General features: G+C 68.2%; 27 protein-coding genes, 1 tRNA gene and 1 pseudogene. 17 read left to right on the plus strand and 12 right to left on the minus strand.

Annotation, left to right across the window (positions count from 1 at the left end; all coding sequences use genetic code 11):
• Positions 1-32 precede the first annotated feature (32 nt).
• The 4 genes from JYK18_RS03835 to JYK18_RS03850 form a co-directional block, all read right to left on the minus strand.
• The gene (locus JYK18_RS03835) at positions 33-662 is read right to left on the minus strand and encodes a hypothetical protein (RefSeq protein WP_206800783.1); all 630 of its coding nucleotides are present in this window, start codon (positions 660-662) and stop codon (positions 33-35) included.
• Between the two features lie 13 nt (positions 663-675).
• Complete coding sequence (locus JYK18_RS03840; RefSeq protein ID WP_206800784.1) at positions 676-984, minus strand: YbaB/EbfC family nucleoid-associated protein; 309 nt, start codon at positions 982-984, stop codon at positions 676-678.
• Entirely contained in the window at positions 981-1,334 is a 354-nt protein-coding gene (locus tag JYK18_RS03845) for a YbaB/EbfC family nucleoid-associated protein (protein ID WP_206800785.1), read from the minus strand. The genes JYK18_RS03840 and JYK18_RS03845 overlap by 4 nt, the downstream gene beginning before the upstream one ends.
• Before the next feature lie 107 nt (positions 1,335-1,441).
• On the minus strand, positions 1,442-2,845 hold the full coding sequence (locus JYK18_RS03850; protein ID WP_307795771.1) for an FAD-dependent monooxygenase: 1,404 nt from the start codon (positions 2,843-2,845) through the stop codon (positions 1,442-1,444).
• 97 nt (positions 2,846-2,942) lie between these two features.
• On the opposite strand from JYK18_RS03850, the gene JYK18_RS03855 reads away from it, so the two are divergent.
• Positions 2,943-3,563: a TetR/AcrR family transcriptional regulator gene (locus tag JYK18_RS03855; protein WP_206800787.1), complete on the plus strand. Its 621-nt coding sequence runs from the start codon at positions 2,943-2,945 to the stop codon at positions 3,561-3,563.
• Positions 3,564-3,788: 225 nt separating this feature from the next.
• Positions 3,789-4,604: an SAM-dependent methyltransferase gene (locus JYK18_RS03860; RefSeq protein ID WP_206800788.1), complete on the plus strand. Its 816-nt coding sequence runs from the start codon at positions 3,789-3,791 to the stop codon at positions 4,602-4,604.
• A gap of 13 nt (positions 4,605-4,617) precedes the next feature.
• Here JYK18_RS03860 and JYK18_RS03865 read toward each other — a convergent pair whose 3' ends face one another.
• Both JYK18_RS03865 and JYK18_RS03870 read right to left on the minus strand, forming a co-directional pair.
• Entirely contained in the window at positions 4,618-5,808 is a 1,191-nt protein-coding gene (locus JYK18_RS03865; protein WP_206800789.1) for a cytochrome P450, read from the minus strand.
• Between the two features lie 104 nt (positions 5,809-5,912).
• Positions 5,913-6,524 (minus strand): TetR/AcrR family transcriptional regulator, encoded by a 612-nt coding sequence (locus JYK18_RS03870; protein ID WP_307795772.1) that lies wholly within the window; start codon positions 6,522-6,524, stop codon positions 5,913-5,915.
• Between the two features lie 136 nt (positions 6,525-6,660).
• Between JYK18_RS03870 and JYK18_RS03875 the strand changes: the two genes are divergently transcribed.
• The 3 genes from JYK18_RS03875 to JYK18_RS03885 are packed head-to-tail and all read left to right on the plus strand — an operon-like array spanning position 6,661 to position 8,736.
• Positions 6,661-7,257: an NADPH-dependent F420 reductase gene (locus JYK18_RS03875; RefSeq protein ID WP_206800790.1), complete on the plus strand. Its 597-nt coding sequence runs from the start codon at positions 6,661-6,663 to the stop codon at positions 7,255-7,257.
• Between the two features lie 4 nt (positions 7,258-7,261).
• Complete coding sequence (locus tag JYK18_RS03880) at positions 7,262-8,242, plus strand: zinc-binding dehydrogenase (RefSeq protein ID WP_206800791.1); 981 nt, start codon at positions 7,262-7,264, stop codon at positions 8,240-8,242.
• Between the two features lie 32 nt (positions 8,243-8,274).
• Positions 8,275-8,736 (plus strand): nitroreductase/quinone reductase family protein, encoded by a 462-nt coding sequence (locus JYK18_RS03885; RefSeq protein ID WP_206800792.1) that lies wholly within the window; start codon positions 8,275-8,277, stop codon positions 8,734-8,736.
• A gap of 105 nt (positions 8,737-8,841) precedes the next feature.
• Here JYK18_RS03885 and JYK18_RS03890 read toward each other — a convergent pair.
• Positions 8,842-8,906: transfer RNA gene (locus JYK18_RS03890), tRNA-OTHER, on the minus strand.
• 656 nt (positions 8,907-9,562) lie between these two features.
• Positions 9,563-9,715 (minus strand): hypothetical protein, encoded by a 153-nt coding sequence (locus JYK18_RS03895; RefSeq protein ID WP_206800793.1) that lies wholly within the window; start codon positions 9,713-9,715, stop codon positions 9,563-9,565.
• A gap of 186 nt (positions 9,716-9,901) precedes the next feature.
• On the opposite strand from JYK18_RS03895, the gene JYK18_RS03900 reads away from it, so the two are divergent.
• On the plus strand, positions 9,902-11,890 hold the full coding sequence (locus tag JYK18_RS03900) for a Z1 domain-containing protein (protein WP_206800794.1): 1,989 nt from the start codon (positions 9,902-9,904) through the stop codon (positions 11,888-11,890).
• A 218-nt stretch (positions 11,891-12,108) separates the two neighbouring features.
• Here JYK18_RS03900 and JYK18_RS03905 read toward each other — a convergent pair whose 3' ends face one another.
• A complete protein-coding gene (locus JYK18_RS03905; protein ID WP_206800795.1) occupies positions 12,109-12,849 on the minus strand; it encodes a helix-turn-helix transcriptional regulator in 741 nt (246 codons plus the stop codon).
• A gap of 257 nt (positions 12,850-13,106) precedes the next feature.
• Here JYK18_RS03905 and JYK18_RS03910 point away from each other — a divergent pair, with 257 nt between their 5' ends.
• The gene (locus tag JYK18_RS03910; RefSeq protein ID WP_206800796.1) at positions 13,107-14,636 is read left to right on the plus strand and encodes a pentapeptide repeat-containing protein; all 1,530 of its coding nucleotides are present in this window, start codon (positions 13,107-13,109) and stop codon (positions 14,634-14,636) included.
• Positions 14,637-15,336: 700 nt separating this feature from the next.
• Here the strand turns inward: JYK18_RS03910 and JYK18_RS03915 are convergent.
• Positions 15,337-15,678, minus strand: coding sequence for a hypothetical protein (locus JYK18_RS03915; RefSeq protein ID WP_206800797.1), 342 nt, complete (start codon positions 15,676-15,678; stop codon positions 15,337-15,339).
• Positions 15,679-15,764: 86 nt separating this feature from the next.
• Between JYK18_RS03915 and JYK18_RS03920 the strand changes: the two genes are divergently transcribed.
• The 7 genes and pseudogenes from JYK18_RS03920 to JYK18_RS03950 all read left to right on the plus strand — a co-directional run.
• Positions 15,765-15,926 (plus strand): hypothetical protein, encoded by a 162-nt coding sequence (locus JYK18_RS03920; RefSeq protein WP_206800798.1) that lies wholly within the window; start codon positions 15,765-15,767, stop codon positions 15,924-15,926.
• A 55-nt stretch (positions 15,927-15,981) separates the two neighbouring features.
• Positions 15,982-16,242 (plus strand): hypothetical protein, encoded by a 261-nt coding sequence (locus JYK18_RS03925; RefSeq protein WP_206800799.1) that lies wholly within the window; start codon positions 15,982-15,984, stop codon positions 16,240-16,242.
• Positions 16,243-16,290: 48 nt separating this feature from the next.
• The gene (locus JYK18_RS03930) at positions 16,291-16,629 is read left to right on the plus strand and encodes a PE domain-containing protein (RefSeq protein WP_206800800.1); all 339 of its coding nucleotides are present in this window, start codon (positions 16,291-16,293) and stop codon (positions 16,627-16,629) included.
• Entirely contained in the window at positions 16,630-17,634 is a 1,005-nt protein-coding gene (locus tag JYK18_RS03935) for a hypothetical protein (RefSeq protein WP_206800801.1), read from the plus strand.
• Positions 17,634-18,245 carry a pentapeptide repeat-containing protein gene (locus JYK18_RS03940; protein WP_206800802.1) on the plus strand — a complete coding sequence of 204 codons (612 nt, stop codon included), beginning with the start codon at positions 17,634-17,636 and terminating at the stop codon, positions 18,243-18,245. Before JYK18_RS03935 ends, JYK18_RS03940 begins: the two co-directional genes overlap by 1 nt.
• A complete protein-coding gene (locus JYK18_RS03945; protein WP_206800803.1) occupies positions 18,242-18,682 on the plus strand; it encodes a YbaB/EbfC family nucleoid-associated protein in 441 nt (146 codons plus the stop codon). The genes JYK18_RS03940 and JYK18_RS03945 overlap by 4 nt, the downstream gene beginning before the upstream one ends.
• Positions 18,683-18,910 (plus strand): annotated as a pseudogene (locus JYK18_RS03950) (transposase); the annotation flags it as partial. It lies immediately after the preceding gene.
• On the opposite strand, the gene JYK18_RS03955 reads toward JYK18_RS03950, so the two are convergent.
• Entirely contained in the window at positions 18,904-19,488 is a 585-nt protein-coding gene (locus JYK18_RS03955) for a hypothetical protein (protein ID WP_206800804.1), read from the minus strand. The pseudogene JYK18_RS03950 and the gene JYK18_RS03955 overlap by 7 nt on opposite strands.
• A gap of 494 nt (positions 19,489-19,982) precedes the next feature.
• Entirely contained in the window at positions 19,983-20,924 is a 942-nt protein-coding gene (locus JYK18_RS03960) for a hypothetical protein (protein ID WP_206800805.1), read from the minus strand.
• A gap of 201 nt (positions 20,925-21,125) precedes the next feature.
• On the opposite strand from JYK18_RS03960, the gene JYK18_RS03965 reads away from it, so the two are divergent.
• The 3 genes from JYK18_RS03965 (at position 21,126) to JYK18_RS03975 (ending at position 23,456) form a co-directional block, all read left to right on the plus strand.
• Positions 21,126-21,728, plus strand: coding sequence for a hypothetical protein (locus tag JYK18_RS03965; protein ID WP_206800806.1), 603 nt, complete (start codon positions 21,126-21,128; stop codon positions 21,726-21,728).
• 346 nt (positions 21,729-22,074) lie between these two features.
• Entirely contained in the window at positions 22,075-22,482 is a 408-nt protein-coding gene (locus JYK18_RS03970; RefSeq protein WP_206800807.1) for a hypothetical protein, read from the plus strand.
• A gap of 353 nt (positions 22,483-22,835) precedes the next feature.
• Positions 22,836-23,456, plus strand: coding sequence for a hypothetical protein (locus tag JYK18_RS03975; RefSeq protein ID WP_206800808.1), 621 nt, complete (start codon positions 22,836-22,838; stop codon positions 23,454-23,456).
• The last annotated feature ends 403 nt before the right edge of the window (positions 23,457-23,859 follow it).

Genomic DNA, 23,859 nt, shown 5'->3' on the forward strand with positions numbered 1-23,859 from the left:
ACTTCCTTCGCTGGTGAGGTGGCGTGGGTTCGTCAGCGCGGCGGCGTCGGCTGGCCCAGTTGCCCGGCGATGTAGCCGAACGACTCGTAGTAGGCCTGGTCCTGGCGCTCGTACACGTCGGCGACGGTGCGGAGGGCGTTGCCGGTGTCGATGAGGCTCTGCTCGCCGGCTTTGGCCTTGCCGTCGATGGTTTCCAGCGCCCGGTTGTAGTCGCCGACGATGCCCTCCACGCTGCCGATGATCCCGAGGTCCAGTTCGGACAGCCGGAGGTCCAGCAGCGACTGCTGCAGGCTCTTCCACCGGTACGCGGCGTTCTCGAAGGCGAACTGGTTGTTGCGCAGTGCCTGCGGGACCACGCGCCAGCCGTCCGGGCTGGTGAGCGCGATGTCCGGCAACGGTTCCGGGTGCGGCAGGCCGCTCTTCGGCGGCGTGCCCCCGGGATCGTCGGTGGTCACCCCCGGCTGCGACGGCCCCGGCTTACCCGGATCCGTCACCCCCGGCTGCGACGGCCCCGGTTGCGACGGCGCCTGGTTACCCGGATCGGTGGACACGCCCGGCTGCGACGGCGGTCCCGGATCCGTGATCCCGGGTTGTGACGGACCGGGCTGTCCCTCGTCGGTGGACACGCCCGGCTGCGTCGGCTTTTCCTGCGGTGGTGCCATGGTGGTTCTCCCCTTAGACGTCGATGCTCGGGCGGGCGTCGTTCACCAGCTGCTGGTACTGCTCCGCTCGCCGCTGTTCCGCGGCCCGGACGGCACTGACCACCGACCGGGCGAGCGACCCGCCGGTGGCACCGACGAGCCGGTTCCGGTCGAGGTCCACCGAGAGCAGTTCCCCGGCGCCGCTGACGGTCACGGTGCCCACCTCCCCGGAGATCGGCTGCGTGACCGGGGTGGCCAACGCCGTCTCCTGTGCCTTCTTCATGGCGACGATGCCCGCATCCATCTCCGCCACCAGGGCGTACAGCTCGTCGTAGTGGTTCACCGGTCCCCCTGTCCGAAATCCACGATCTTCCGGCGGCCGGTCCGCCGGGCGGGAACAGCGGGCGGCGGCTCGGGCGTGGACACGTCCTCGGCGCGTTCCGGGTCCCTGGCCTGCGCGCGGAAGCGCTGGGCCGTTTCGTCCGCTTCCCGCCGAGCCGCCGACACGGCGAGCGTGATCGACGGCCCGACCCGCTCGGGGAACCGGTCACGCAGCGCGCCGTCGTCGATGGTGATGTCCAGCAGTTCGAGGTGGCCGTCCACCACGGCTGACACTCTCCGGTCGTCGGCGTAGCCGGTGAACCGGAGCTCCCCCAGCCTCGCGCCCAACGCGACTTCGTCCGTGGCTGCCACGTCGTCTCCTCACCTTCGGTAGGTCGGTGTGCGGTCGCCGACCATGCCTACCGAGACACCGGGCAGGAAGAACAGGACCCGCGGCGGCCATCCGTGGCCGGTGGGGTCTACCTGCGGAAACGGCCAAGGGCCTGCAGCGCCGTGGTGACTTCCCCGTCGTCCGCGTGGTCCGAAGCCCACCACACGTGTCCGTCCGGGCGCATGATCACAACCGCGGCAGCGCCGGTCCATGACTGCTCGCCCACGACCACGTCGACTCCCGCCGCCGCGGCGAGAGCGGTCACCTCTTCACCCAGTGAGCCGGTCTGGTCCAAGAGGACTGGACGACCGGTCCTCAACAGCGAGAAGAGGCCCGGAACCCTGGTGCCGACAAGGGGGTGTCCGACAGCCGGGTACGTAACGTCCAAAGCGGACAGTTTCCGCGCCAGCGCCAGTGAGAACTCGGGCACCGTCGCGACCAGGCTGCTCAGCAGCGAGCGCAGCCCGGTGACTTCCGGCGTGGTCGCGGTGATCAGCGCCGACTGGGCGAGCGTGTGTTCCGCGAGGTCTTCGCCGACCGCGTGCCGCTCCTCGTGGTAGCCGTCCAGCAGGGCGGGGTCCGCGTCACCGCGGGCCACGGCGGCCAGTCGCCAGCCGAGGTTCATCGCGTCCTGAATACCGACGTTGAGGCCGACACCGCCCGCGGGGAGGTGCCGGTGGGCCGCGTCGCCCGCCAGCAGGACGCGGCCGAGCCGATAGGTCTCGGCGACTCGTGTGGCGTTGCCGAACCGGGTGAGCCAGCTGGGGTCGTGCATGCCGAAGTCGGTGCCCGCCACCCGGATCGTCGTCTCCCGGAGGGCTTCCAGCGTGAACGGGTCGGCGGCGCCGTTGTTGTGGGCATCCACCCCGGCGATGCGGAAGCGGTCGCCGCCCAGCGGAACGCTGATGAGGGCGCCGTGCTCGTTGTGCGCGCTGACCACGGCGGGGCTGGTGACCCGGACCTCGCCGACGTAGCCGTAGGACGTCGTGTCGGTGCCCGGGAACGCGATGCCGGCGGCCTTGCGGACGGTGCTGCCCGTGCCGTCCGCGCCCACCACGTACCTCGCGGTGCGGGTGTACTCGCCGTCCGGGCCGGTCACACGCAGGGTCACGCCTTCGTCGTCCTGGTCGAGTCCGGCCACGGTGTGGCCGCGCAGGATCACCACGCCGAGCGCGAGCGCGTGTTCCTCCAGCAGTTCCTCGGTGCGGCGCTGGGGAATGGCGAGCATGAACGGGTACGGCGTGTCGAGCACGCTGAAGTCGAGGCTGCTTTCCAGCATCCCGAAGTGCCAGTCCGACAAGGGCGTGCCCTCGTCGAGGAACCGCTGCTCCAGGCCGCGCATCGCCAGCACCTCGATCGTGCGCGGGTGGATGCCCAGCGCCTTGGAGTGCGGACTGCGTTCGGTCGCCCTTTCCAGGACCACCACCGAGACGCCCGTCAGCGCCAGCTCCGCGGCGGCCCAGAGGCCGACCGGACCCGCTCCTACCACCACCACGGCAGGTTCGTCAACATGCTTCTCGATTGATTGGTTCATCTCTCTATTCATAGTAATGACCATACATCGAATTGAGGGTGGTTAGGATCTGGACATGGGTGAGCGCGGATACCGGTCCCCGGTGCGGGCCAGGCATGCCGAGGACACGCGGAGGTCGATCGTCGAAGCGGCCGCCGCGCTGTTCGCGGAGCGGGGCTACGCGAGAACGAGCGTCGCCGCCGTCGCGGCGGCCGCCGGGGTAGCCGTGAACACCGTCTACACCAGCATCGGCAACAAATCCGCGTTGATCATGGCGATGACGGAGGACGGTGCCGCCGACGCCGCGGCGGTGGAGACGGCGCGCCGGATCGACGAGTGCTCCGATCCGCGCGAGATCCTGCGCATCCTGGCGCACGGCACCGGGCAGGTGCGCAAGGAACGCCACGAGGCGCTGACGATCCTGCTGGACAACAGGAACGCCGACCCGGACGTGGCCGCGGCGGCCGATATGGCCACGCGTGCGGTGCGGACCAGGTTCAAGGCGGTGGCATCACGCCTGATCGCGGTCGGTGGCCTGCGCGAAGGCCTCACCGGTGAGCAGGTCGAACAGACGCTCTGGTTCTACTTCGGCTTCGAGGCATGGCGAACCGTGCGCGGCTTCGGCTGGAGCTGGGAGGAGTCGGCGGACTGGCTCGCCGAGCAGTCCGCTCACGCCCTGCTGCCAGCCACCGGCTGAGCCGGAAACCACGCTGGCCGGTGACCAGCCTTGATCGTCAGACACAGACCCAGCAAAGGCGGGCGTCCGCCGCGGCGGCCGGCGCAGCGAGCAGATCTCCGCTCACGGCGACGACCAGACATTCGCCACCATCGGCGCTCGGTCGGACCTGCCCCGCTGCTTGCCGGTTGCCGCGTGGCAATAGGCTGGCCTTGATCGTTGCCTCCTGATCGAGCGGATCGTGCCATGGCAGAAGTCGACCGGTTCACGATTGACACCACCAAGCCCAGCATCGCGCGGGTCTACGACGCCTTCGTCGGTGGTAAGGACAACTACGAGGTCGACCGCGAGGTCCTCCGGTACATCCAGGAGGTCGCCCCGGACGCCATCCTGGTCGGGCGGCAGTGCCGGGCGTGGCTGATCCGGGTGGTCCGCTTCCTGGCCGGTCAAGCCAAGGTCGACCAGTTCCTCGACCTGGGCTCCGGGTTGCCCACCGCCGAGAACACCCACCAGGAAGCCCAGCGGCTCAACCCCGAGGCGAGGGTGGTCTACGTCGACAACGACCCGACCGTCGCCGCGCACGGCCGCGCGCTGCTGGAGGACAACAGGCACACCCGCTTCCTGATGGCCGATCTGCGCAACCCCGCGGAGATCTTGGACAGCGACGTGGTCACCCGGCATTTCGACCTGAGCCGACCGGTGGGCTTGATCCAGTCCAATTCGCTGCACCACGTCGCCGACGACGAGGATCCGGTCGGCCTCATGCAGACCTACGTCGACGCCCTGGCGCCTGGCTCCTACGTCGCGATCTCGCATTTGCACAACCCGGACGACGGCAGCTCCCGCGCGAAGCTCGCGGTCGAGTCCCAGACGCGGTTCAACGAGATGATGGGCAGCTGCTTCTACCGCACGCGCGAGGAGATCGCCGAGCTGTTCAGGGGCCTGGAAATGGTCGAACCCGGCCTGACGCACCTCTTCGAGTGGTGGCCCAACGGCCCGCGCCTGACCGAACCCAGCGATGGCGAGTACAACCTGCTCGGCGGCGTCGCCCGCAAGCCGTAACCCGTCCCGGCCGCTATTTCGGCACCGCCACGACCATGTCGCGCAACTCGTAACCGCCGATGGCGTCGTTGAACGACACCCGCGGCGCGGTGTCCATCCGCACCCCCGGCAGGGCGAACAGCTTGCTGAGGAAGATGTCGGTCTCCACGATCGCGATGTTCGCGCCCGGGCACTTGTGCGCACCGTCCCCGAAGGACAGGCCGTAGGCGGACGCGTTGTCGAGTGGGCGCAGGGGGCATACCTCGAGCGGCCGATCGCCCACGGCCGCCGGATCGGCGTTGGCCGCGCTGAGCTGGATGTCGATGATCTCGCCGGCGGCGACGGTGACCGGCTCCTCGTTCTCACCCGGCAACTCGATGGGCGCGGTGGCGCGCCGCCTGAGGTGCCCGACGATCGGTTCCAACCGCAGCAGTTCGTGCAGGATCGCGATCCGCTCGGCTTCCTCCGCGGCGCGGTAGCGTTTGAGCAGCGCGCTGTCGGTGAACAGGTGCCACGCGGCGAGGTTGACGAACTCGCGCGTGGTGACCATCCCCGCGGCGGCGAAGGTGATGCACTCGCCAAGGATCTCCGCGGCTGAGCAGCCCTCGTCCAGCAGGTGCGAGATCAGGTCGTCACGCCGCCCGGCGCGGCGCGCGCGGACGGCGGGCCGGACATCGTTGAAGTAGATGCCGGCCCAGTTGGTTGCCTGCCGCCAGATCCAGTAGAGCCCGTTCAAGCTGGTGAAGCCCGGCGCGCCGAATTCCTCGGGGAAGAAGCGCTCCAGCCGGCGCTGGAGACCCGGACGGCTCTCGGTCAGGCCGATCACCGCGCAGGCCACCTCGATGGCCAGGTTGAAGCTCAGCTCGGACAGCTGCGCCTGCCCGGAGTCGCGAAGCTTGTCCAGTTGCTTGTCGGCGACGCTCTGCATGATCCCCCGGTAACTCTCGTCGACCCGCCGCGCGGTGAAGTACCTCGCGGTCTGCCGACGATGCTCGCGGTGCTCCGGCCCGTCCCGGTACAGAACGGGACGCCGGATCTTGGCAGGCATCTTCTCGACGGTCTCCACCCCAAGTCCGGCTTGGACGGTGTCGTTGCTGCGCAGCACGGCACGAGCGGTGGCGTGACCGCGCACCGTCCAGACCCCGTCGGAGCTCCGGCTGATCGGGCACCCGCCCTCGGCTTCGCCGCGATCGACCTTGCGCGCGTTCGTCCCGTCGGCCGGCATGTCGCGATCGATCCCCTTCTACTGCTGGGAGAAAAGCATGGTTCGTCTCTTCTAGCAGGTTTCCGCGGCCCCGCACAGGGCAGCAGTGGAACCCACGACGGCGGTCACAGCTTCTTGAGCCGCCGCCGGTTGGCTGTCAGCACCTCGTCCGACAAGTCCGGCGCTGCGTCGGCGATCGCGCGGGAGATGGTCAGCGCGCCGACCATCTGGCTGAACAGCGCCACGGCGCGCTCGCGGGCTTCGGCGGGCGTGAGTTCGGTGCCGGACTGGCGTGCGCGGTCGAGCAGCATGTCGGTGATGGCGGCGAAGTAGCCGTCCAGCCCGCGCCGGTATTCGGCCTGGGCGGCGGCGCCGTGGCGACCGGCGTCGGAGGCGAGCGCGGCCGAGGCGCAGCCGATCTCGGGGTGGTCGCGGTGCTCGGCGCTGACGTACCCGTCGACCATGTCGTGCAGGGCCGCGCGCGCCGAGCGGGGATGCGCCGCGCGGATGGCGTCGAGCGCCGCGAGCGAGTCGGTGAACCCTTGGTGGAGGACCTCGAGGGCGAGGTCCTCCTTCGAGGGGAAGTGGTTGTAGAACCCGCCGTGCGTCATACCGGCCGACTTCATCAGCTCCTCGATGCCGATGCCGTCGATGCCGCGCAGCCGGAACCCCTCACCGGCCGCGTTGACGATCTTCTCGCGGTTGAGCCGCTTCTGCTCTTGCGTGATGCGGGGCACGTCGACCACCTTCCTGGCGAACTCGCTCTCCCGATGATACCCATCATCAAAACGAGGGGGCAGGCCTTGACAGTCAATGATGACGATGGCAATCATAAAATAATGACGGACATCATCGAAGACTGAAGGGACGGTCATGGACTTCGGAACCATCGGCGCCGGGACGGTCGCGCGGGCCATCGCCGGTCACCTCGTGGCAGCAGGCCACAAGGTGACGCTCAGCAACAGCCGCGGCCCGGACACGCTGCTTGACGTGGTGAGCCGGCTGGGGCCGCTCGCGAGCGCGGGCACGGTCGACCAAGCGGCCTCGGCCGACATGGTCTTCCTCACCGTGAGGTGGCCGCAGGTCGGCGACGCGCTGGCCGGGCTGCCCGAGTGGGACGGCCGCATCCTGGTCGACACCACCAACAACATGGAGTCGATGTCGCCGACCGTCACCGATCTCGGAGTGGAGACGGCAAGCGAGTTCGTCGACGATCGTGCGCCGGGCGCGCGCGTGGTCAAGGCCTTCAACACCCTGTACGCCCAGTACATCGCCGCCGATCCCCGGCACGCGGAGGGGCGGCAGCTGCTGTTCTACGCCGGTGACGACGAGGCCGCCAAGGCGGATTTCCACACCGTCGCCGACGCCATCGGATTCGCGCCGGTCGACGCCGGGACGCTGCGCGACGGCGGCCGCCTGATGCAGGTCGGCTGGCCGCTCTCGGCGCTGCACGCCCTGAAGCAGGACTGAGGCGATGAAGGCACTCACGTACGAAAAGGCACACACGCTCGACGCGTTCGCCATCGAGCTGACCGAAGTCGCCGAACCTCGGTTACGGGATGGTGACCTGCTGGTCGAGGTCCGCGCGATCGGCATCAACCCGGGTGAAGCCACGATCCGGCAGACGCGCAGCGCCGAGCCCGGCGGGCAGGTCATCCTCGGCTGGGAGTTCGCCGGGGTCGTCGTCGCGGCCGGGGCCACCGGGTTCGCGGTCGGCGACCGGGTAATGGGCACCGGCGACTTCACCCGCGACGGCTGCTGGGCCGAGCGCGTCGCGGTCGACCACCGGGTGGTCGCCAAGATCCCGGACCGGCTCGCGTTCACCGAAGCCGCATCGCTGCCCATCGGTGTCCTCACGGCCTGGGAATCGCTGTTCCGCGACCGGGACGCGCTGCCCGCCGGTGTCGACCGCGTGCTCGTCATCGGCGGGGCCGGCGGCGTCGGGTCGATGGCCACGCAACTGCTCAAGGCCACCACGCCGGCCTTCGTGATCAGCACGGCCTCGCGCCCCGAGTCGCGGAAGTGGGCGACGGCGATGGGCGCCGACCTGGTCGTCGACCACCGCGGTGACCTGGCCGGACAGCTCCACGCGGCGGGGATCGACCACGTCGACCTGGTGTTCTCGACCTCGGGTACCAGCGGCCACCTGGGGGCGATCGCCGAGGTGCTGCGCCCTTTCGGTCACCTGGCCGCCAGCGACCTCGCCGAGCCCTTCGACCCGGGAGCCCTCACCGGAAAGTCGCTGTCGCTGCACAGCGAGATGGTGTTCAGGGCCGGCGGGGACGTCGGCAGCCAGGGCCGGATCCTCGCCAGGGCAGCGGACGACGTCGCGGCGGGCAGGCTGCGCCCGATCGTCACCACCACGCTCGATGGCCTGACCGCCGAGACCATGAAGACGGCGCACGCCCTCGCCGAGAGCGGCCGGACTATCGGGAAGACCGTGATCCAGGCGTGAAACCCCACCTCCGACGAAAGGAATTCCCTGACATGACAACGGATCTGCTCGACGGTGAATACGTCCCCAGTGCCGACGCGAGGACCCGCGATCAGGTCGAGCTGTACGAGCGCACCAACGGCCGCGAAGGCGCGACGACGGAGGCTGGCCCCGTGGTCGTGGTGACCATGCGTGGCGCCCGTTCGGGCAAACTGCGCAAGGTCGCCCTGATGCGCATCGAACGTGACGGCGTCTACGCCCTCGGCGCCGCAGCCGGCGGCCAGGCCCACAATCCGAGCTGGTTCCACAACCTCATGGCACACCCGACGGTGCAACTACAGGACGGTCCCATTCGCCGGTTGATGACCGCCCGGCTAGCCGACGGTGCGGAGCGGTCAACCTGGCTGCCCTACGCCGACAACCTCTACCCCTTCTTCGCCGACTTTCGCACCCGCGCCGCCGAGACCGGCAACCGCGAAATACCGCTGTTCCTGCTCGAACCCACCACGAGCTGACCCCCCTTCGGCTGACACGCCCAGGACCGGGACAGCCAAACCGAAACCACCACGAAAAAATCGCCTGACCTGCACATACAAGCAGGTCAGGCGATCTTGAAACTGTGGAGCTAAGGGGACTCGAACCCCTGACCCCCTCACTGCCAGTGAGGATCACACAAGCCCTCTACCAGCGCAAACAGAGAATGCCCTGGTCGTTCGCTACCGTTCCGCCCATCTAGGTCCCGTTGGACGCAACTGGACGCGCAGCCTCGCTCCAGGTTTGCTCCAGGGAAATTGGTGTGAAGCACGAGGACGTTCCGACGCGAGGGTGCCCCTGCTCCCATGAGGTCGCAAGTCACGAAGATCGCGCTCAGCTCGAGCAGGCCGCTGGGCCAGCGCGCGACATCCGGCTCGGCCCAGGTAGCGGCCTCGACGATGGGTTCTGACAGCGACCTCCCCAGAGTGCAGAGGCCGTCCCGGCCGCCTCCCCGCCCCTATGCGGGTCAGGTACTAGACAGAGCTGCTGAACGTCGGCCAATGACGGACGCTCTGTGACGTAGCCGACGCGCGACTTGAGATTCGCAAGGGTATCCCAGCCAGGAACAGAACCACAGGCCGCCTGTTTGGCACAGGGATGCGGCGTGCACCGCCTGGCGGTCGCGACACCACCAGCGATCAGCCGCGGATCGCGGATAACCAGCGTTGGACCTAACTGCGTCCTCGCGAGCGATTGCGTCAGCGCACGCCGCCTGTGTCCACGTGACATTGGAACCGCAGTTCGCTGTTGCTCTGCGTACCGGTGCCGAGCCGAGTTGGGCTCGCGACTCGGCTCGGCACTGACGGGTCACCGCACGCCGAGCCACCACAGCACCCCTGCCACGATGGCTGCGCCCAACGCGGATCCCATCCCCTTCGCCAGCCCCATCAGCGCGGCGTTCGCGGCCTGGCGAGCGGTGGCCCCGACGCGGCGCACCAGCGCCGGCTTCTCTTTGTCCATGTGTCGCTCCCTTCGTTGAAATGTTTCGTGGCAAGCATGCTGACGGGGCGCATGGTGCATCGAGTGCTACGCGTTGCATGTTGGTTTCAACGTGTTGCAATCCATGCGACGGGCAGGTAAACATGACCCGTGCCGCACGTCTTGGGGCAGTTCGGCCCACTCAGCTCTGACCTGACAGGGGAGCGGTTGACCTTCGTCGTCGCCCTCAGAGAGCTGTGGGAGATGTGGTCAAATGCCAGGATCTCCATGACCAGCTACGCAGACAGCCAAAACGTCCACCCAGCGACGATGTCGCGGTACTTCAACGGCAAGACATTGCCACCCGACGAGATCGTCATCGACCTCGTGGACTCGATCCGAAGGGTGACCGAACTGCCGATACCCGGCGAACCGGGTCGGCTGCTCAACCTTCTCAACGCTGCACAAGACGCGCAGCCCAGCAACTGGGGTGCGCTCAAACAGTGGAAGGCCAGAGAACATCGCCAACGCTTGCGTGCCGACATGGCCGACACGAGGGTCATCGAACTGACCGAAGAGATCAGCCAACTGCGACTCGGGTTCGCGGCAGGATCCGCACCAGACAACGACGCAGAACTGGCGATCGTGCGGGGACTGCTGGCCGAGGAACGTCTGCGGGTCGCTGAACTCGAACGGGAGATAGCGGCGTGGCGCACTCGCGCCACCGAACCAGCCTCCACCGGGATCGTCGAGGTCGGTGGAGCACACTATTGGCAGCGCTATGTGCAGTCGCGCGCGGAACGCGGGTGGACGACCGAGGCGATCTCGGCGGTCGACTCGGCGACGAGCCGCGTGCTCGATCAACTGGCGGAGCCCACGGCGTCTGAGCCGTCGCCGCGACGAGGCACCGTCCTCGATCACGTCGGTGGTGCCAGTCCCGACGTGATCGGGCTCCTCGCGAAGGCAATCGACCGCGGGTACCGCCTCGTGATCGTCCTCGCGGGCACCCTGAACGAGGTGCGCAGGCAGGTCCAGCGAGCCATTGACGAGGACCTGGTGTCTCTGCCGGACACGCCGGGAATCGTCCGCTTGACCAGCACGGACCTCGACTACCGCAGGCTGAGTCAGGACCTGCACGGCCTCGAATTCGAGAAACGACACCCGGAGCTCCCCCTGCACGCGCCGAGCAACCTGCACAGCTCGTCCACTCGCATCATGGTCGTGAAGAAGAACATGTCCATACTCCGCAGGCTGAGGATGGAGCTCCTCGCGATGCGCACCCCACTCACCGAGATTCCCGCGCTGATCCTCGACCTCGCTCCAGATGACGGCACAGGACCCAAGACAACCCAGATCACGCAGGCACTGACGCAGGCCCTGCCGAGGGGGCAGTTCGTTTCCTTCTCCAGCACAACACTGAATCTGCCGATGCAGGACGAACATGAGCACTTCGTCGTCGCATCCCCCCGCCCGAGAGAGTACGTCGGGGCGTCCGACGTGTTCGGAACTGGTGAAGAGACGTCCGGGACAGACGAGAACATCTCTGGGGAGCGGACGTACGTGCGCCGGTTTGCCCGAGACGATGACGACCTCAGCTTGCGCACGGCCATGGACATGTTCGTGCTCACCGGAGCTGTGAAGGTGTACAGGTCACTCGGTGCTCGCCACCACGGTCTACTCGTCGCCACCTCCGCGCGCGTCGCCGAGCAGGCGGCGATGCGGGATCGGCTCCAAATGCTCTGGCAGTCTGTTGACTACCACGAGATAGCAGGACTAGCGCGGCTCCAGGCATTGTTCGACAGCGATGTCGCTCCGGTAAGCATGTCCTGTCTCGTCGGCGCGATACCCGGGTCGTTTGACGAGTTGCGGCCCGCCCTGGAAATAGCCCTCGAACAACTCGGTGACGACCTCGTCACCCGCGACACCACGCCCGTGCCGGACAAGCCGTGGCACGTCACGGTGATAGGCCCCGGCCAAGTGCGGCTCGCTCCCCGCGACGGAACCACTGTCCTTTACATCGACGGGATGGCCCCTGCACAGTCCGCCCCCGCGGCTCTGCGACCGTGGTTCGGTCTACGGCCTGGCTACACAGATCTGCTCCGCCTGTACGTACCGGACGGCGATGATCCGAACGGCCTGTACGCGAATATCGCCCACTTCTGGCGAGCCGACTCGGAACTCCACTCCGAACTCGTGCGATACGGGACGGGGAACTAGCGCACCGAGTAAACACCTGCCTGTAGTCGCACGAGCGGGAACCCTGAGCTGAGCTGGCAAAGGATGAAGCTGTTAAGCCTCATGGCTCTGCTCCACGGCGGGGCCGTTGCCGGTTATGCAGCAGTTTCAGGGCGGACCCGTACGGCTAATCACCGCTCGTCTGCATGAGCACGCGGCGGGCACCGACCAGCGGCATGAGCGGGCGTTGGAAACGGCTGTTACCGATACGCAGCGCCCTCGTCTGGAACTGCCGACTGAGCTGTGAGTCGCATGGCGCGCTGATCGAAGAACAGGCGGGCGACGAGGTCGCCGCGGGTGCCCGCGCCAGTCTTGGAGAAGATCGACTTCAAGTGGTCCTGGACGGTGTAGGCCGACATTCGAAGCCGGTTGGCGATCTGCTTGGTCGACAGGCCTTGTGCCACGCATTCGGTGACCCGCCGCTCCTGCGGGGTGAGGCCGTACACGTCGGCCAGCAATGGTGCCATTTCCGCCGGGCGGGCTGCTTCGAGCAGGACCGCGACCGGTGCCGTCGTGCCCTCGCCCAGTAGCGACGCCCGGACTATCACCCAGCGCCCTGCCTTGGTGCGCACGCGCGCTCTGGCCAGCCCGGTGCTCACTCGCCCCTCCTCGCGGCCGCCGATGGCGCGGGCCTGCCTGGCGACCGCACGGATCACCAGCGGGAGCGTTGTGCCCGCTCGGGTGCCGATGCCGAGTTCGTCGATCCAGTTCCCGGCCACCTGGTTGGCGAGGTCGACGCCGTCATCGGGATTCAGGACGAGCATTCCGGTGTCGTGGCGATCGGCGCAGGCCTCGTCCAGTAGCAGCGACCGGCGCAGCCCATCGGAGATCAAACCGGTCAGCGACGTGACGAGCCGTACCTCGGAGGGCGAGAAGTACGGGCGGCCCGTCTCGCGGAACACGGTGAGCGCGCCCCACGTACCGGTGCTGCTGGACAGCACGACTCGGAGTTCGTCGGAGTAACCCCCGGGGCGGCGGACCTCCCCGGTGCCGCCGGCTGAGGTCGAGCTCGCCCGCGGTGACGTCGCTGAGGCTCGCCGCGGTTCTGCCCGCGCGCGACATGTCGACCCACTTCGTGTAGTCGGGTTCGCGCAACTCGATCTCGACGAGCCGGCTGATCGCGTCGGCAGGCATACCGTTCTCGACGAACTCCGCGGTGCGGTGAAGCGTTCGGCCGGCCGGCAGCGACCTTGTGGGTATGGCCGATCCCGAACAGCCCCTCACTGACTCGGAACCCGCGCGGCCCGGCGAGCGTTCGCGACTACGCGGCTCGTTGTCGGTGTGGGCGGTGCCCGTGGTCGCAGCCGTGGTGCTCGGAGTGGCCGGCGTGGTGCTGGTGTGGTTGTGGCGTTGGGTCGACACTTTGGCCCTGGTCGAGCAGAAGGACAAGGCCACCGCGCATCTGGACACGGTGAAGATTGCCGCGTCGGTCCTGGTCGCCGGCGGCGGCGTATTCGCCCTCTATCTCACCGCACGCCGGCAACGCACCCAGGAAGAAGAACTCCAAGTCCGCCGGGACGAACTGGCCCAGCGCGACCATGCCCAAGCCCACGCCGAGCGGGTCGCCGAGCAGACCCGCTTGCACGCCGAGCGCGTCGCCGCGAGCGCCGAGAAGGACGCCACCGACCGTCAGATCACCGAGTTGTTCACCAAAGCCGTCGAGCAACTCGGGCACGAGCAAGCCGCAGTCCGTCTCGGCGGCCTGTACACCTTGGAACGGCTGGCTCAGGACCACGTGGAGCAGCGCCGCCCTGTGGTCAGCGTCCTCTGCGCCTACCTCCGCATGCCCTACCTCGACCCCGACGAACCCTCACCGACCGACGTCGAACAAGTCACGGGCGCCGAGCTCATCACCACCGCACAACGCCGCGCACGCCGCCAAGAACGCGAAGTCCGCCTCACCATTCAACGCCTGCTGCGCGACCACGCCCACAACACCCCCAAACCCGGCAGGCCAGCCGATGCCACCTATTGGGGGAGCACAAATCCCGCCATCGACATCGACGTCGATCTCACCGGCGCTACCCTCATCAACCTCGACCTCACCCGTCGGCGACTACACCCCTCCACCACCTTCACCACCACCACCTTCGCCGGCAGCGTCAGGTTCGGCAGCGCGACCTTCACCGGCAGCGCTGAGTTCAACGGAGCGACCTTCGCCGGCTCCGCTGGATTCGACGAGGCGACCTTCACCAGCGGCGCTGCGTTCGACGGAGTCACCTTCACTGGCGGCGCCTGGTTCGGCGGTGCGACTTTCGCCGGCAGTGCTGAGTTCGACAGGGCGACTTTCACCGGCACCGCTAGATTCAACGGCGTCACCTTCACCGGTCACACCAGATTCAACCGGGCGATCTTTACCCGCAGCGCCAGGTTCGACGAGACGACCTTTACCCGCGGCGCCGGGTTCGACGAGGCGACCTTTATCTGTGGCGCCGGGTTCGACGGGGTTACCTTCACCGGCAATGCCATGTTCAATAAGGCGACCTTCACCGGCAACGCCATGTTTAACAGAGCGACCTTTATACGCGTCGCCGGGTTCGGACAAGTCACTTTCGCCGGGGAGGTGCAGCTGGCCGGGGCGACCATCATCGGCGAGCTGCAGTTTGCCGGGGCACGGACCCGGAGCCGGGAAGGCGTGTGGCCGCGAGGATGGCGGGTCGGGGCGCCCGGTGAGGATGGGGCATCAGGGGGCGACCCGGACCAGTGGTTCATGTTGGAGAAGGTGTAGCTATACCGAATCATTCGCCGCGTCCGCGATAGCGAAGACTCCGATCCCCTCGACGATGGCAGTGCGCTCTGGCCTAGCTCCCGCCACCTCGCTGGCTCAGCACTGCACGGCGAAATCGACCACCCTTTCGACGCGGATCCGCAGGCCACGTTCACGACGTGGGTGAGGTTCCTCGGCGTGCGCACAAACCAGCGCGGCGACCGGGCCGTCGGGCACTGGACCGGTACGCCCGCCGCCACCATCGGCGCCTGGGATTCGGGACGATGACTAGCCCCCGCAAGATCTGCAGCACGCCCGGATGCCATCGACCCACCCGCGGCCGTGGGCTGTGCTACGCCGAGCACCAGGCCGTCTCCGCGCCGAACGCGAACCCGGCACCACGGTCACCTCCGCGTCCGGTGAGTGCGGTACACCCGGCTGCAAGCGGCCGGTCCACGCCCGCGGCCTGTGCGTCACCGAGTACCGCGCTGCCCAGCGCGACCCCGACTCCGGACGCATCGACACCGCCGGCGCCACCCAGCACCTGCGGAAGCCTGCCACGGCCGGCTGGACGGCTGAGCAGGTCGCCGACGCCACCACAAAATACATCAGCCTCGACCAGGCGGAAGCGCCCAGACCGGCGACCGGCGCGCGGGCAGCATCGCCGCGGCGGCGTTCATCGCCAGCTCGGCCGCGGCGATCCGGGCCGAGGCCGTCCCGGCTAGTTCTTGATCGGCTCGAACCTCATCCGCTCGAGCAGGGTCAGCGCCTTCCGTCGCGCCGGTGACGTCGGGGCCTGCTCGTCGGCGCACCCGATGATCAGCTCGGCCAGCGACAGGCCGCCCGATCGGCCGAGGCGTTCGAAGAACTCGGCGATGCGCTCGCGGTAGTCGCCGGTGATGACCACCTCGGTGCGGCCGTCGGTCATGGTGACCTTGCCGTCGGTGAGGGTCGTCTCCCAGTACGGGATGATCGCGGCGAGCTGGCGGATGTCCTCGGCGCGCTCGCGCATCTGCCGGGACACCGCGCTGTGGTGGAGCTTCTTCTCGTACTGGGTGACCATGGCGACTCCTCTCCCCGGGTGACACAGGACTCAGAAAATAGAACACCTGTTCGTCTCCGGCAAGCGGTGTGCCTACCATGCCCCCCATGACCGAAGCCAGCCCCAGGATGTGCACGAAGTGCGGCGAGAAGCCCACCGTCGACCAGAAGATCGGCATCCTGTGCAGCGGATGCATCGCCGCACTCACGGCCGCCGGCCCGCTCGGCGGGCACGACCAGCACGACGAGGCGGCGGCCACCAGCGGGTGATGCGGCGTGGGCCACTACCGCGGTTACGGTACGCGGTTACGGAACGCTCACCGCCATGGACCACCAGGACCTCTGCGCTTTCGTCGACACCAACCTCGGCATCGACGAAGCCCGCGCTCGCTACGCCAGCCGCGGCCCGTGGCAGATCGCCCGCAAGCGCACCCCCGAAGAGTCCTGGATGACCCTGCTCGACGTGGGCGGCACTGCGATCGCCGCGCCGATGGAGGTGACTGCCGACCGCGAGGCATTGCTCGTACGGGGTACGCCCGCAGGTCATCTACTCTTGCTCGCGAAGTGGCAGCTGTGGCTCGCGTAAGTGTGAAATCCAGCCAGTTTCCCGAATCGCCGTGTTATGGTCCACCCCATGGGGACGGTCAATGTACGGCCGGAAAGCGTCCACGAGGCAGCTCAGAGGGTTGACGCTGCCGGGCAGGACTGGGGCGAGTCGACTGCGACATTGGCTGCGGACATGGGCGCGGTAGAGAATCCCTACGGCGGCGACGAGTTGGGTAACGCCCTAAAGGACATGTACGAGATTATCGGGCCCACTGCGCTGGAATACTTCAACCAGACCGGTTTCTGTCTTGTCGAGACGGCCTCGGCGATGAACCAGGCGGCCACCGCGTACACCACGATCGAGCAGGACAACGCCAAGCAGATGCGCAGGGTGCAGGCCATCATAGACAGCTTGGGCGACGTCTGAGTGGGCCTGCAACTGCCACCCGAACTGATCGAGGCACTGGCCTGGATCGGCTGCACTTGGCCGGAGGCCGACGAGACGAAGCTATTCCAGTGCGGCGAGTACTGGGGCACTTTTGCCGAACAGGCGACCGCGCATGCGGAAGCGGCTGCGAAAGCGGTTTCCGAGATGCTGGCAGAGAACCAGAGCCCTGGCCTCGATGCCTTCAAGGCGTACTGGGAGAAGCTGTCCGGCGAGGCCGGTTACCTCGTGGACTGCGGCATCGTGGCGGGCGCGGTGTCCATCGCGTTCTACTCTGCGGGTGCACTCGTACTGACGTTGAAGATGCTGGTGATCGCGCAACTCGTCGCGTTCGCGGTGATCCTCGCGGCTGCCATCGCCGCAGCCTTCTTCACCCTCGGCGCGTCCCTCGCGGCGGCAGCACAGACCGCAACCGCGATCAACAGGACGATCGTGATGCTGGTCAACACCACCATCACCGCGATCAGTGAGCTGGGAGCGCCGCTGTCCGACTTGGTACGCGAGCACCTGAGCAAGGAGATCGACCGGCTGGAGGGGCGGCCCATCCACACCTCCGAGCATGGCGTCGACGAGTTCGACACGCCGGAGGAACGGGAGCAGGAGCGCCAGGAGTACGAACGCCGCAAAGAAGAACTCGCCAAGGATCCCGATCACGGCGGCACCGCCACCGCGGCGACCAGACGGGAGGCGGAGGTCGCGCTCGGCCTGGAAAAAATGGGCGCGGTCACCCCGCCGGTGGAACGCGGCAGTCCCGGTGCGGACTTCAAGGACGGCAGCGGTCAGGACTGGGACGTGAAAGGATTCCAGACGAGGGACGGCCGAGGCGGCTACACCAGGGCCGCCGCTGAGAGATCGATCCAGCGGGAGATCGCCGCGGGCGAGCACGTCGCGCTGGACATCAGCAAGTTGTCCCCAGCCGACCGGGATGACTTGAAGGAGCTCGTCGGGTCCCATCCGGAGTGGGCGAACAAGGTGGCGATCTACTGATGGCAGAGACGCTGAGCCAGGCCGAGTTCGACGCGCTGCTCGACGACCACCGGCGATGGAACAACAACGACGGCGGTCGGCAGCTGGACCTGACCGGCCGCTCACTCACGCGGCTCCGGCTCGCAGGGCGGCGGGTGGACGGCGCGGTGCTCAACGAAGCCGACTTGTCCGGCTGCGACCTGACCGGCACGGATCTCAGTCACACCGAGCTGATCGGCGCAGACTTGCGAGAAGCGAAGCTGCCCGGCGCCGACCTCTACAAGGTGAACTTCACCGGCGCCGATCTCACGGGCGCGGACCTGACCGGTGCCCGGCTGCTCCGCGCCGACCTGACCGAAGCGGTGTTGACCGGAGCGGTGCTCGACCGCACCGACCTGACCAAGACGTACTTCTTCCGCACCGATCTCCGGGGCGTGAAACTGCGCGATGCCTGGCTGGACCGAGTCGGGTTCGAAGCCGACCAGGTCAGTGGGTGGGACGCCGCGGGCGCGACCGGGACCGTCCTGGCGGGCAGCCTCGTCACCGGAACCGGCGGCCTGATCGACGCAATCGACGCACTACGCCAGGCCGGGGCGCTGGTCCGGCCGTTCGCCGGGAAGGTGACACCGTGACCGATCCATGGCAGGCGTCCAAAGACGTCGTGCGCCACGCGCAGGACCAGCTCGACCAGCTCCGGGCCCGTGGTGGCCCCTCGGCCAGCGCCACGCCGCCCGAGCCGCCGGTCGGCGTGGGCGAGGCGATGGACGGCAAAGTACGCGTCGAGATCACCGGGGCACGGGTGAGCGCGCTGCACATCGACCCGGCGGCGCTGCGTATTCCGGCCGGTGAACTCGCCACCGTGGTGATGGAAGCGACCAACATGGCACTGGACGCCATGCGAGCCGCGATGACAACGTCGCTGCCAAGCCCGCCGTCGCTGGACCAGATGACTCGCACGCTGAACGAGATTTCCTCGGACTCGTTCCGCGCCATGGACAATGCCACCGAAGGCATTCGCCGGTCCATGGACGCGATCCAGCGCATCTCGGAGCAGCACCGCGAACGTTAGTGCTCCACGAACGCGATCGAATCACTGCACGCCCGCTACCGGCGGGCGATCCACGCACGCGGGCATTTCCCGACCTAGCAGGCCGCGATGAAGTGCCTGTACCTTGTGACTCGCAGCTTGGACCCGACCGGGCCAGGCCGCGCCCGATGGACGATGCGCTGGAAGGCAGTGATCAACGCGTTCGCCATCACGTTCGGCGACCGCTGGCCGGGAGCCGAAACCTACTGATCAACAACGCCGGAAACACCGACCACGGGATAGACCCCACCCAGGTTGGCTAGCGTTGTGTGGAGTTCGACTTCGATGTTGGGTTGTGGCTGGTTGTTCTCGTGGGTGATGACGAACAACCGGTGCAGGTCGGCTGACCAGGCCAGGCCGCGGGGTGCGACGGTTTCAGCGGTGTCGAGGGTGATGGTGTTGACCGGGGTGACGCCGTCGGTTTCGTAGATCAGCACGTCTTTGCTGTCGGTGGTCAGGGCGCCGGCGGCCACGTACTGGTCACCGGGAGCGACCGCGACGGCGTTCGGGCGGGGCCGGGCGGAGTAGGCGCCTTTGCGGGCGAGGTCGGCTGGGGCGAAGGCTTCGACCCGGTCGCGGGAGCCGGCGGCGCTGTGCAGGGTGGTGCCGTCGGTGTTCAGGTCGAGGTCGGTCAGGCTCGCGCCGACGACGTCACCGCTCGCGCCGGCGGTCAGGGTGCCGCTGTTGACGTTGTAGACCTGGACGGTGGACAGGCTCAGGGCGAGCTGTCCCGCGACGAGGGGGCCGGTGGCGGCGACGGCCGCACATGACCCCTGAGACCGCGTCATAACGCCCGAGGTGGCCGGGGAGCTTCACCCCGTTGCTGTTCAGCCAACGGACCCCTGGGCGGAGTTCGGCTGGCAACCGGTCACGCACGTCCGCCACCGCATCGGACCATAGCGGCCGCAGCCGCGCACCATCATCCGCCGAGTGCGCTGGCGGCGACCATTCGGTGTGGGCACCGCGATTGGGGTCAGGTCCACAGGCGTTGTTCCCCGCGCCACACGGTCTCGCGGGCGAAGTGTGTTCGAAGCTGCGCGGTGCGGGCCCGACCACGCCAGTGAGGTCGCCGGTGAGCTGGGCGTTCTTGCCCAGGCGGGCCAGGATGTAGAACGCTTCGCGCAACAGCGTTTCGGCCGACGGCTGCTCCCTTGTCCGGCAGATGCCACGCGGTATCGCAGGCGTAAGCGCGGGACCAGGTCACCCCCACCACGATCTGGGCCACCGCGCACGCGGAACCACGCGCCCCTGCACCAGAGCACCCGACTGGGACGCCTCCGGCTCAACGGCGTTGCTCGTGCATGTCGCTGCAAGCGATGAACCCCGCGGCACCATGCGGCGAGTCGGGATCGAAGACCACGCACCAGTCACTCCGCCCGCTGCCTGGCGGGTACTCGTCGCCTTCCCAGGTGAAGTAGCGGCGCAGATTCTCCGGTCGGCCGGTTCCGGTGGTGGCGTCGCCGACCTGCTGGCTGAACACCTCAGGCTTGCTGTGTTGCCAGACCAAGCTGTGCTTCAGCTGGACCGCGACACCTGCCTGCCGGCAGTCCGGCACGCTCTCCATGCGCGGGAGGTCGCTGGCTGGGACGAAGCCAACCAGCCGCAGGTGCTCGACGAACACCAGCAACCAGCTGTCCCCGTCCCGGTGCTCCTCCCCTGGCTGCCGACACAGCACCGTGTAGCGGTGTTGTGCCTGCAGCCGGCCAACGACCTGCATCGGCGCAACCGCGGGCACCGCGTGCATCGACGTGCCGTAGGACGGCACCTCATAGCCCGCCAGCCGGGGGTCGGCAGGCCGCCAGATCACCGCGGCGGACAATATCACCGCGGCCATCAGCACCGCACCGCCCCAAAGCTGCGGCTGGACGCGCCACCACGGAACCGGGGTGGTCGGCGGAGCCGTCCGGCGGACCGTGGCACGTTCACCACCAGGTACGGAGCCCGCGACGGCGATCCGCCTCCGGTCGGCCACCCAGCCCTCGACGTCGGCGGCGTCTCCGCCGCACGCCCGCACGAAGCTTTCCAGCAGTTCCTGGCGTGGCATTGTGGTGCGCCCCAATGCCGCGATCAGCGTGCTCTTGGGCAGCGAATCCCCTGCCGCGGCGGCCCGCCTGGCCAACTCGCGGTGCGTCAACCCGGTCCACTCCTTCAACCGCCGCATCGAACCGACGAACTCCGCCGCGTCGCGTGCGGCGCTCGCATCCGGTCTGTGCGCAGCCTGCATCGCCCGGACATCCCCCTTGTGCCGATCCCATGAGCGTCCCGGAAAAGCCTACGAAGGGGCCGCCGGGCAGTCATCCCCCAGGCGAGCGGATCCGGCCCGGTCTGACCGGACCGGCTCAGCCGCTGGTCAGGCCGGATGCCCGGTGTTGGACTCGGTGGCGTGACTGCGGTTATCACCTGCCCATCCCGCGAAGGAGAACCAATGCGAAGAACCCTGAACGCGCTCTTCAGCTCGGTGTCGGTGACGGCCCTGCTGCTCACGGCGGGTGGCCTGGCCGCCGCGGCGGACCCTCAGGCGCAACCGGCCGCCGAGCTGATCCCGGTACGGGCGCCGGTACTCACCTGGATGCACAGCGACGCCCGGGTGAACCCCGCCACCCACATTGGTGACTTCGACCCCGCGAACACCGGCTGGGTCAGCTGCTACGTCTTCGGAGACGTGTACCAGGGCGAGAACCGGTGGTTCATGACGGTCACCAACTCACCGCGGATGGTCGGCTTCGTCAACGCTGCGGACCTGCAGGACGAAAGTGGGCCGCACTGCGGCGCGGCCGGGGTGAAGACCAGCACCACGACCCCGCTCGTGTGGCAGCACAGTAAGCCGCAGCCCACAGCGGAGACACACGTCGGAAACGTCGGCGGCACCCCCGACCTCCGCGCCTACATCGGCTCGACCGGGTCCGAATATCCGCCCGGCAGCGGGAACGTCGTCTGGTACGCCGTCTTCGATCCCGGGGTGCTCGACGGCCGAGTCGGCTTCGTCAGCTGCACCGACATCACCGGGCTGAGGTGCGAAGCACCGTGACAACGAGGAGAACACACGTGAAATACCCGAGAAAACTCATGACTGCGGTCGCCACCGCGACGGTGATAGCCGCGGCACCCCTCACGGCCATGGCCTCCGACACGCCAGTCCGTGACACCGGCGAATCGAGTCTGCTCCGAACGTGCTGGGTGCATGGCTCCGGCGTCAATTTCCGAGGAGGCCCAGGTCTGTACTACGAGCCGTACGGGCAAGTCTCCGCACCACAGGGTTTCGACCACATCCGTACCGACGCCAGCGACAATCCAGCTGACGGCAGCACCTGGTACGGAGGCTACCTGTGGGGAGATCCCCGCGGACCGTTCTGGATCCGCTCCGATCTCCTTCGGTGCTGACCAAGTCGAAGCTCATGGAGTTGTTCTTCACCGCGCGGTCGCGTGTGCCGGTCAATGACAGGGTTGTTGGTCTCGGCTGGGGCGAGCTGGCGGCGTTGTCCGGGCGACGGTTGGTATCGGAGGGGATGCCAGTGTTGCTGGATGAGGCGATGCCGCCGGTCGAAACGTTGTCGTCGTGGTTTCGACATCTGGCGGTGGCGGGGCGAAGTCCGAAGACGAGGTCGGTGTTCGGCAGGAGGTCGGGGATGTTCAGCTCCGCCAGCTCCTGCCCGGACGCGACCTGGTGGAGCCGTAGCCGTTCGGTGAACCGGGCGCTCGAGTTGACGACGGTGATCCGCACGTCCTCCCACCGCCGAGAACCACGATCCTGTGCATGGTGTTCGTCCTTTCCGCTCGGTTGACGACCACGAGACGGGACGCGCACCGGCAGACATGACGTGGCGCGAGCGCCCCGAGCGGCGTGCGAACCCCTTTGCCGTGGGGCCCGACTCCGGCAGGTCGCTCCCGTCAACGACGAGGTGTACGCCGAAGTCGCACTCAGCGACCACCAACATGCCCGCCGTGTTCCGCACCCACGCAGGATCCCGCGCTCGTCGGCCTGGCCACGGCCGACGGTGGCAGGCGACCACGCCGGAGTTCCTGCCGATCGGTGGAGGCCCCTGGCGCATCCACCAGGAGGCGCTCCTGCGCCTGGTCGAACACGCTCTCCGGAGCACGAAACGCTGAGCACCACCCGCACCGAAAGGAACCTGTGATGAGCACCGTCATGGGACACTACGGCGCCGCCCGGATCGGCCTGCCCCGATCTCGCGCCGTGATACAGACGCTGAACCAGCTCACCGGTCTGGGCCAGGATGGCCTGGCACGACTGCGGGGCCTGCTCCTGATTCGCCTTCTGCAGGCCGGACGGGAGAACCGGGACGACGGGCTGTTGCGCCTGTTACTGCTGCCGCCCGAACCGGACGACACCCGGTTCGCACTGTACGAGATTGCCCAGGCGCTGGACGGGAACGCGCCGGTGCCCGAGGCGATCGAGGGTGCCGTGGCCGCGCTCGACGCCGCCAGTGGCGATCCCTGCCACCTCCCCGAGGGTGACCGCCGGTGGGCCGGCGGCGACCCGCAGGCGCGGGGGCTGTATCGCGGTACCGGCCTTCGCGCCGACAGCCCCCACCCCGCCGTGCACGGCACCACCATCGCCCGCCTGGTCGACGGCACCGCGCCGTTCCTCACCATCGGCGTCGCCGACCAGCCACTCATCGCCCAGGCCAGCGAGCCCTACCGGCTCAGCAATGACACCCGCCCCGCCGACGACGTTGAGGCGGTCGCCGATCCCCCATTCCAGATTGTCGACGCCCTCACGCAATACCTGCGCTGACCTCCACCACCTGGCCCACTTCGGAGAGCGCCATCAGCGCCCCGCGGAGGAGCGCCTCGAGCCACGGCGCCGGTCAGGAACGGCCGGAGGTCGGCGCCATCGGCATCGACCAGGTACTCGCGCTCACCGCGAAAGTAGGCGAGCAGCCGGGGCCGCGTGAACGTGGCGACCCAGATCTGGCCAACCTCCCCGGGTGGCTGCCGGTGTGCGGCGAAGTGGCGAGCGATGCTCGGGTTGGTGGTCCAGGACAGCCCGAACCGTCGTTCGCTGGTTGCTCCCCGGTACAACCGGCGGCCCCACAGCGGCTTGCGGGTGCGCCGGCCGCCGGGCATGCCCGAGGCCCAGGTGAAGTAGCCGGCGTGCAGGAACATCGAGCGCCACGCCTCGGTGCTGTTGAGCGGAT

This window comes from Amycolatopsis sp. 195334CR (genome assembly GCF_017309385.1).
In the GTDB taxonomy this organism is placed as follows: Bacteria; Actinomycetota; Actinomycetes; order Mycobacteriales; family Pseudonocardiaceae; genus Amycolatopsis.

What these genes read in the sequence shown, in the direction of transcription:
- JYK18_RS03880 (WP_206800791.1), top strand. Translation starts at nt 7,262, where the DNA reads ATGAAGGCACTCACGTACGAAAAGGCACACACGCTCGACGCGTTCGCC.
- JYK18_RS03930 (WP_206800800.1), top strand. Translation starts at nt 16,291, where the DNA reads ATGGGGACGGTCAATGTACGGCCGGAAAGCGTCCACGAGGCAGCTCAG.
- JYK18_RS03960 (WP_206800805.1), bottom strand. Translation starts at nt 20,924, where the DNA reads ATGCAGGCTGCGCACAGACCGGATGCGAGCGCCGCACGCGACGCGGCG.
- JYK18_RS03860 (WP_206800788.1), top strand. Translation starts at nt 3,789, where the DNA reads ATGGCAGAAGTCGACCGGTTCACGATTGACACCACCAAGCCCAGCATC.
- JYK18_RS03975 (WP_206800808.1), top strand. Translation starts at nt 22,836, where the DNA reads ATGAGCACCGTCATGGGACACTACGGCGCCGCCCGGATCGGCCTGCCC.
- JYK18_RS03895 (WP_206800793.1), bottom strand. Translation starts at nt 9,715, where the DNA reads ATGGACAAAGAGAAGCCGGCGCTGGTGCGCCGCGTCGGGGCCACCGCT.
- JYK18_RS03920 (WP_206800798.1), top strand. Translation starts at nt 15,765, where the DNA reads ATGACCGAAGCCAGCCCCAGGATGTGCACGAAGTGCGGCGAGAAGCCC.
- JYK18_RS03925 (WP_206800799.1), top strand. Translation starts at nt 15,982, where the DNA reads ATGGACCACCAGGACCTCTGCGCTTTCGTCGACACCAACCTCGGCATC.
- JYK18_RS03835 (WP_206800783.1), bottom strand. Translation starts at nt 662, where the DNA reads ATGGCACCACCGCAGGAAAAGCCGACGCAGCCGGGCGTGTCCACCGAC.
- JYK18_RS03940 (WP_206800802.1), top strand. Translation starts at nt 17,634, where the DNA reads ATGGCAGAGACGCTGAGCCAGGCCGAGTTCGACGCGCTGCTCGACGAC.
- JYK18_RS03885 (WP_206800792.1), top strand. Translation starts at nt 8,275, where the DNA reads ATGACAACGGATCTGCTCGACGGTGAATACGTCCCCAGTGCCGACGCG.
- JYK18_RS03875 (WP_206800790.1), top strand. Translation starts at nt 6,661, where the DNA reads ATGGACTTCGGAACCATCGGCGCCGGGACGGTCGCGCGGGCCATCGCC.
- JYK18_RS03915 (WP_206800797.1), bottom strand. Translation starts at nt 15,678, where the DNA reads ATGGTCACCCAGTACGAGAAGAAGCTCCACCACAGCGCGGTGTCCCGG.
- JYK18_RS03955 (WP_206800804.1), bottom strand. Translation starts at nt 19,488, where the DNA reads ATGACGCGGTCTCAGGGGTCATGTGCGGCCGTCGCCGCCACCGGCCCC.
- JYK18_RS03865 (WP_206800789.1), bottom strand. Translation starts at nt 5,808, where the DNA reads ATGCCGGCCGACGGGACGAACGCGCGCAAGGTCGATCGCGGCGAAGCC.
- JYK18_RS03855 (WP_206800787.1), top strand. Translation starts at nt 2,943, where the DNA reads ATGGGTGAGCGCGGATACCGGTCCCCGGTGCGGGCCAGGCATGCCGAG.
- JYK18_RS03910 (WP_206800796.1), top strand. Translation starts at nt 13,107, where the DNA reads ATGGCCGATCCCGAACAGCCCCTCACTGACTCGGAACCCGCGCGGCCC.
- JYK18_RS03965 (WP_206800806.1), top strand. Translation starts at nt 21,126, where the DNA reads ATGCGAAGAACCCTGAACGCGCTCTTCAGCTCGGTGTCGGTGACGGCC.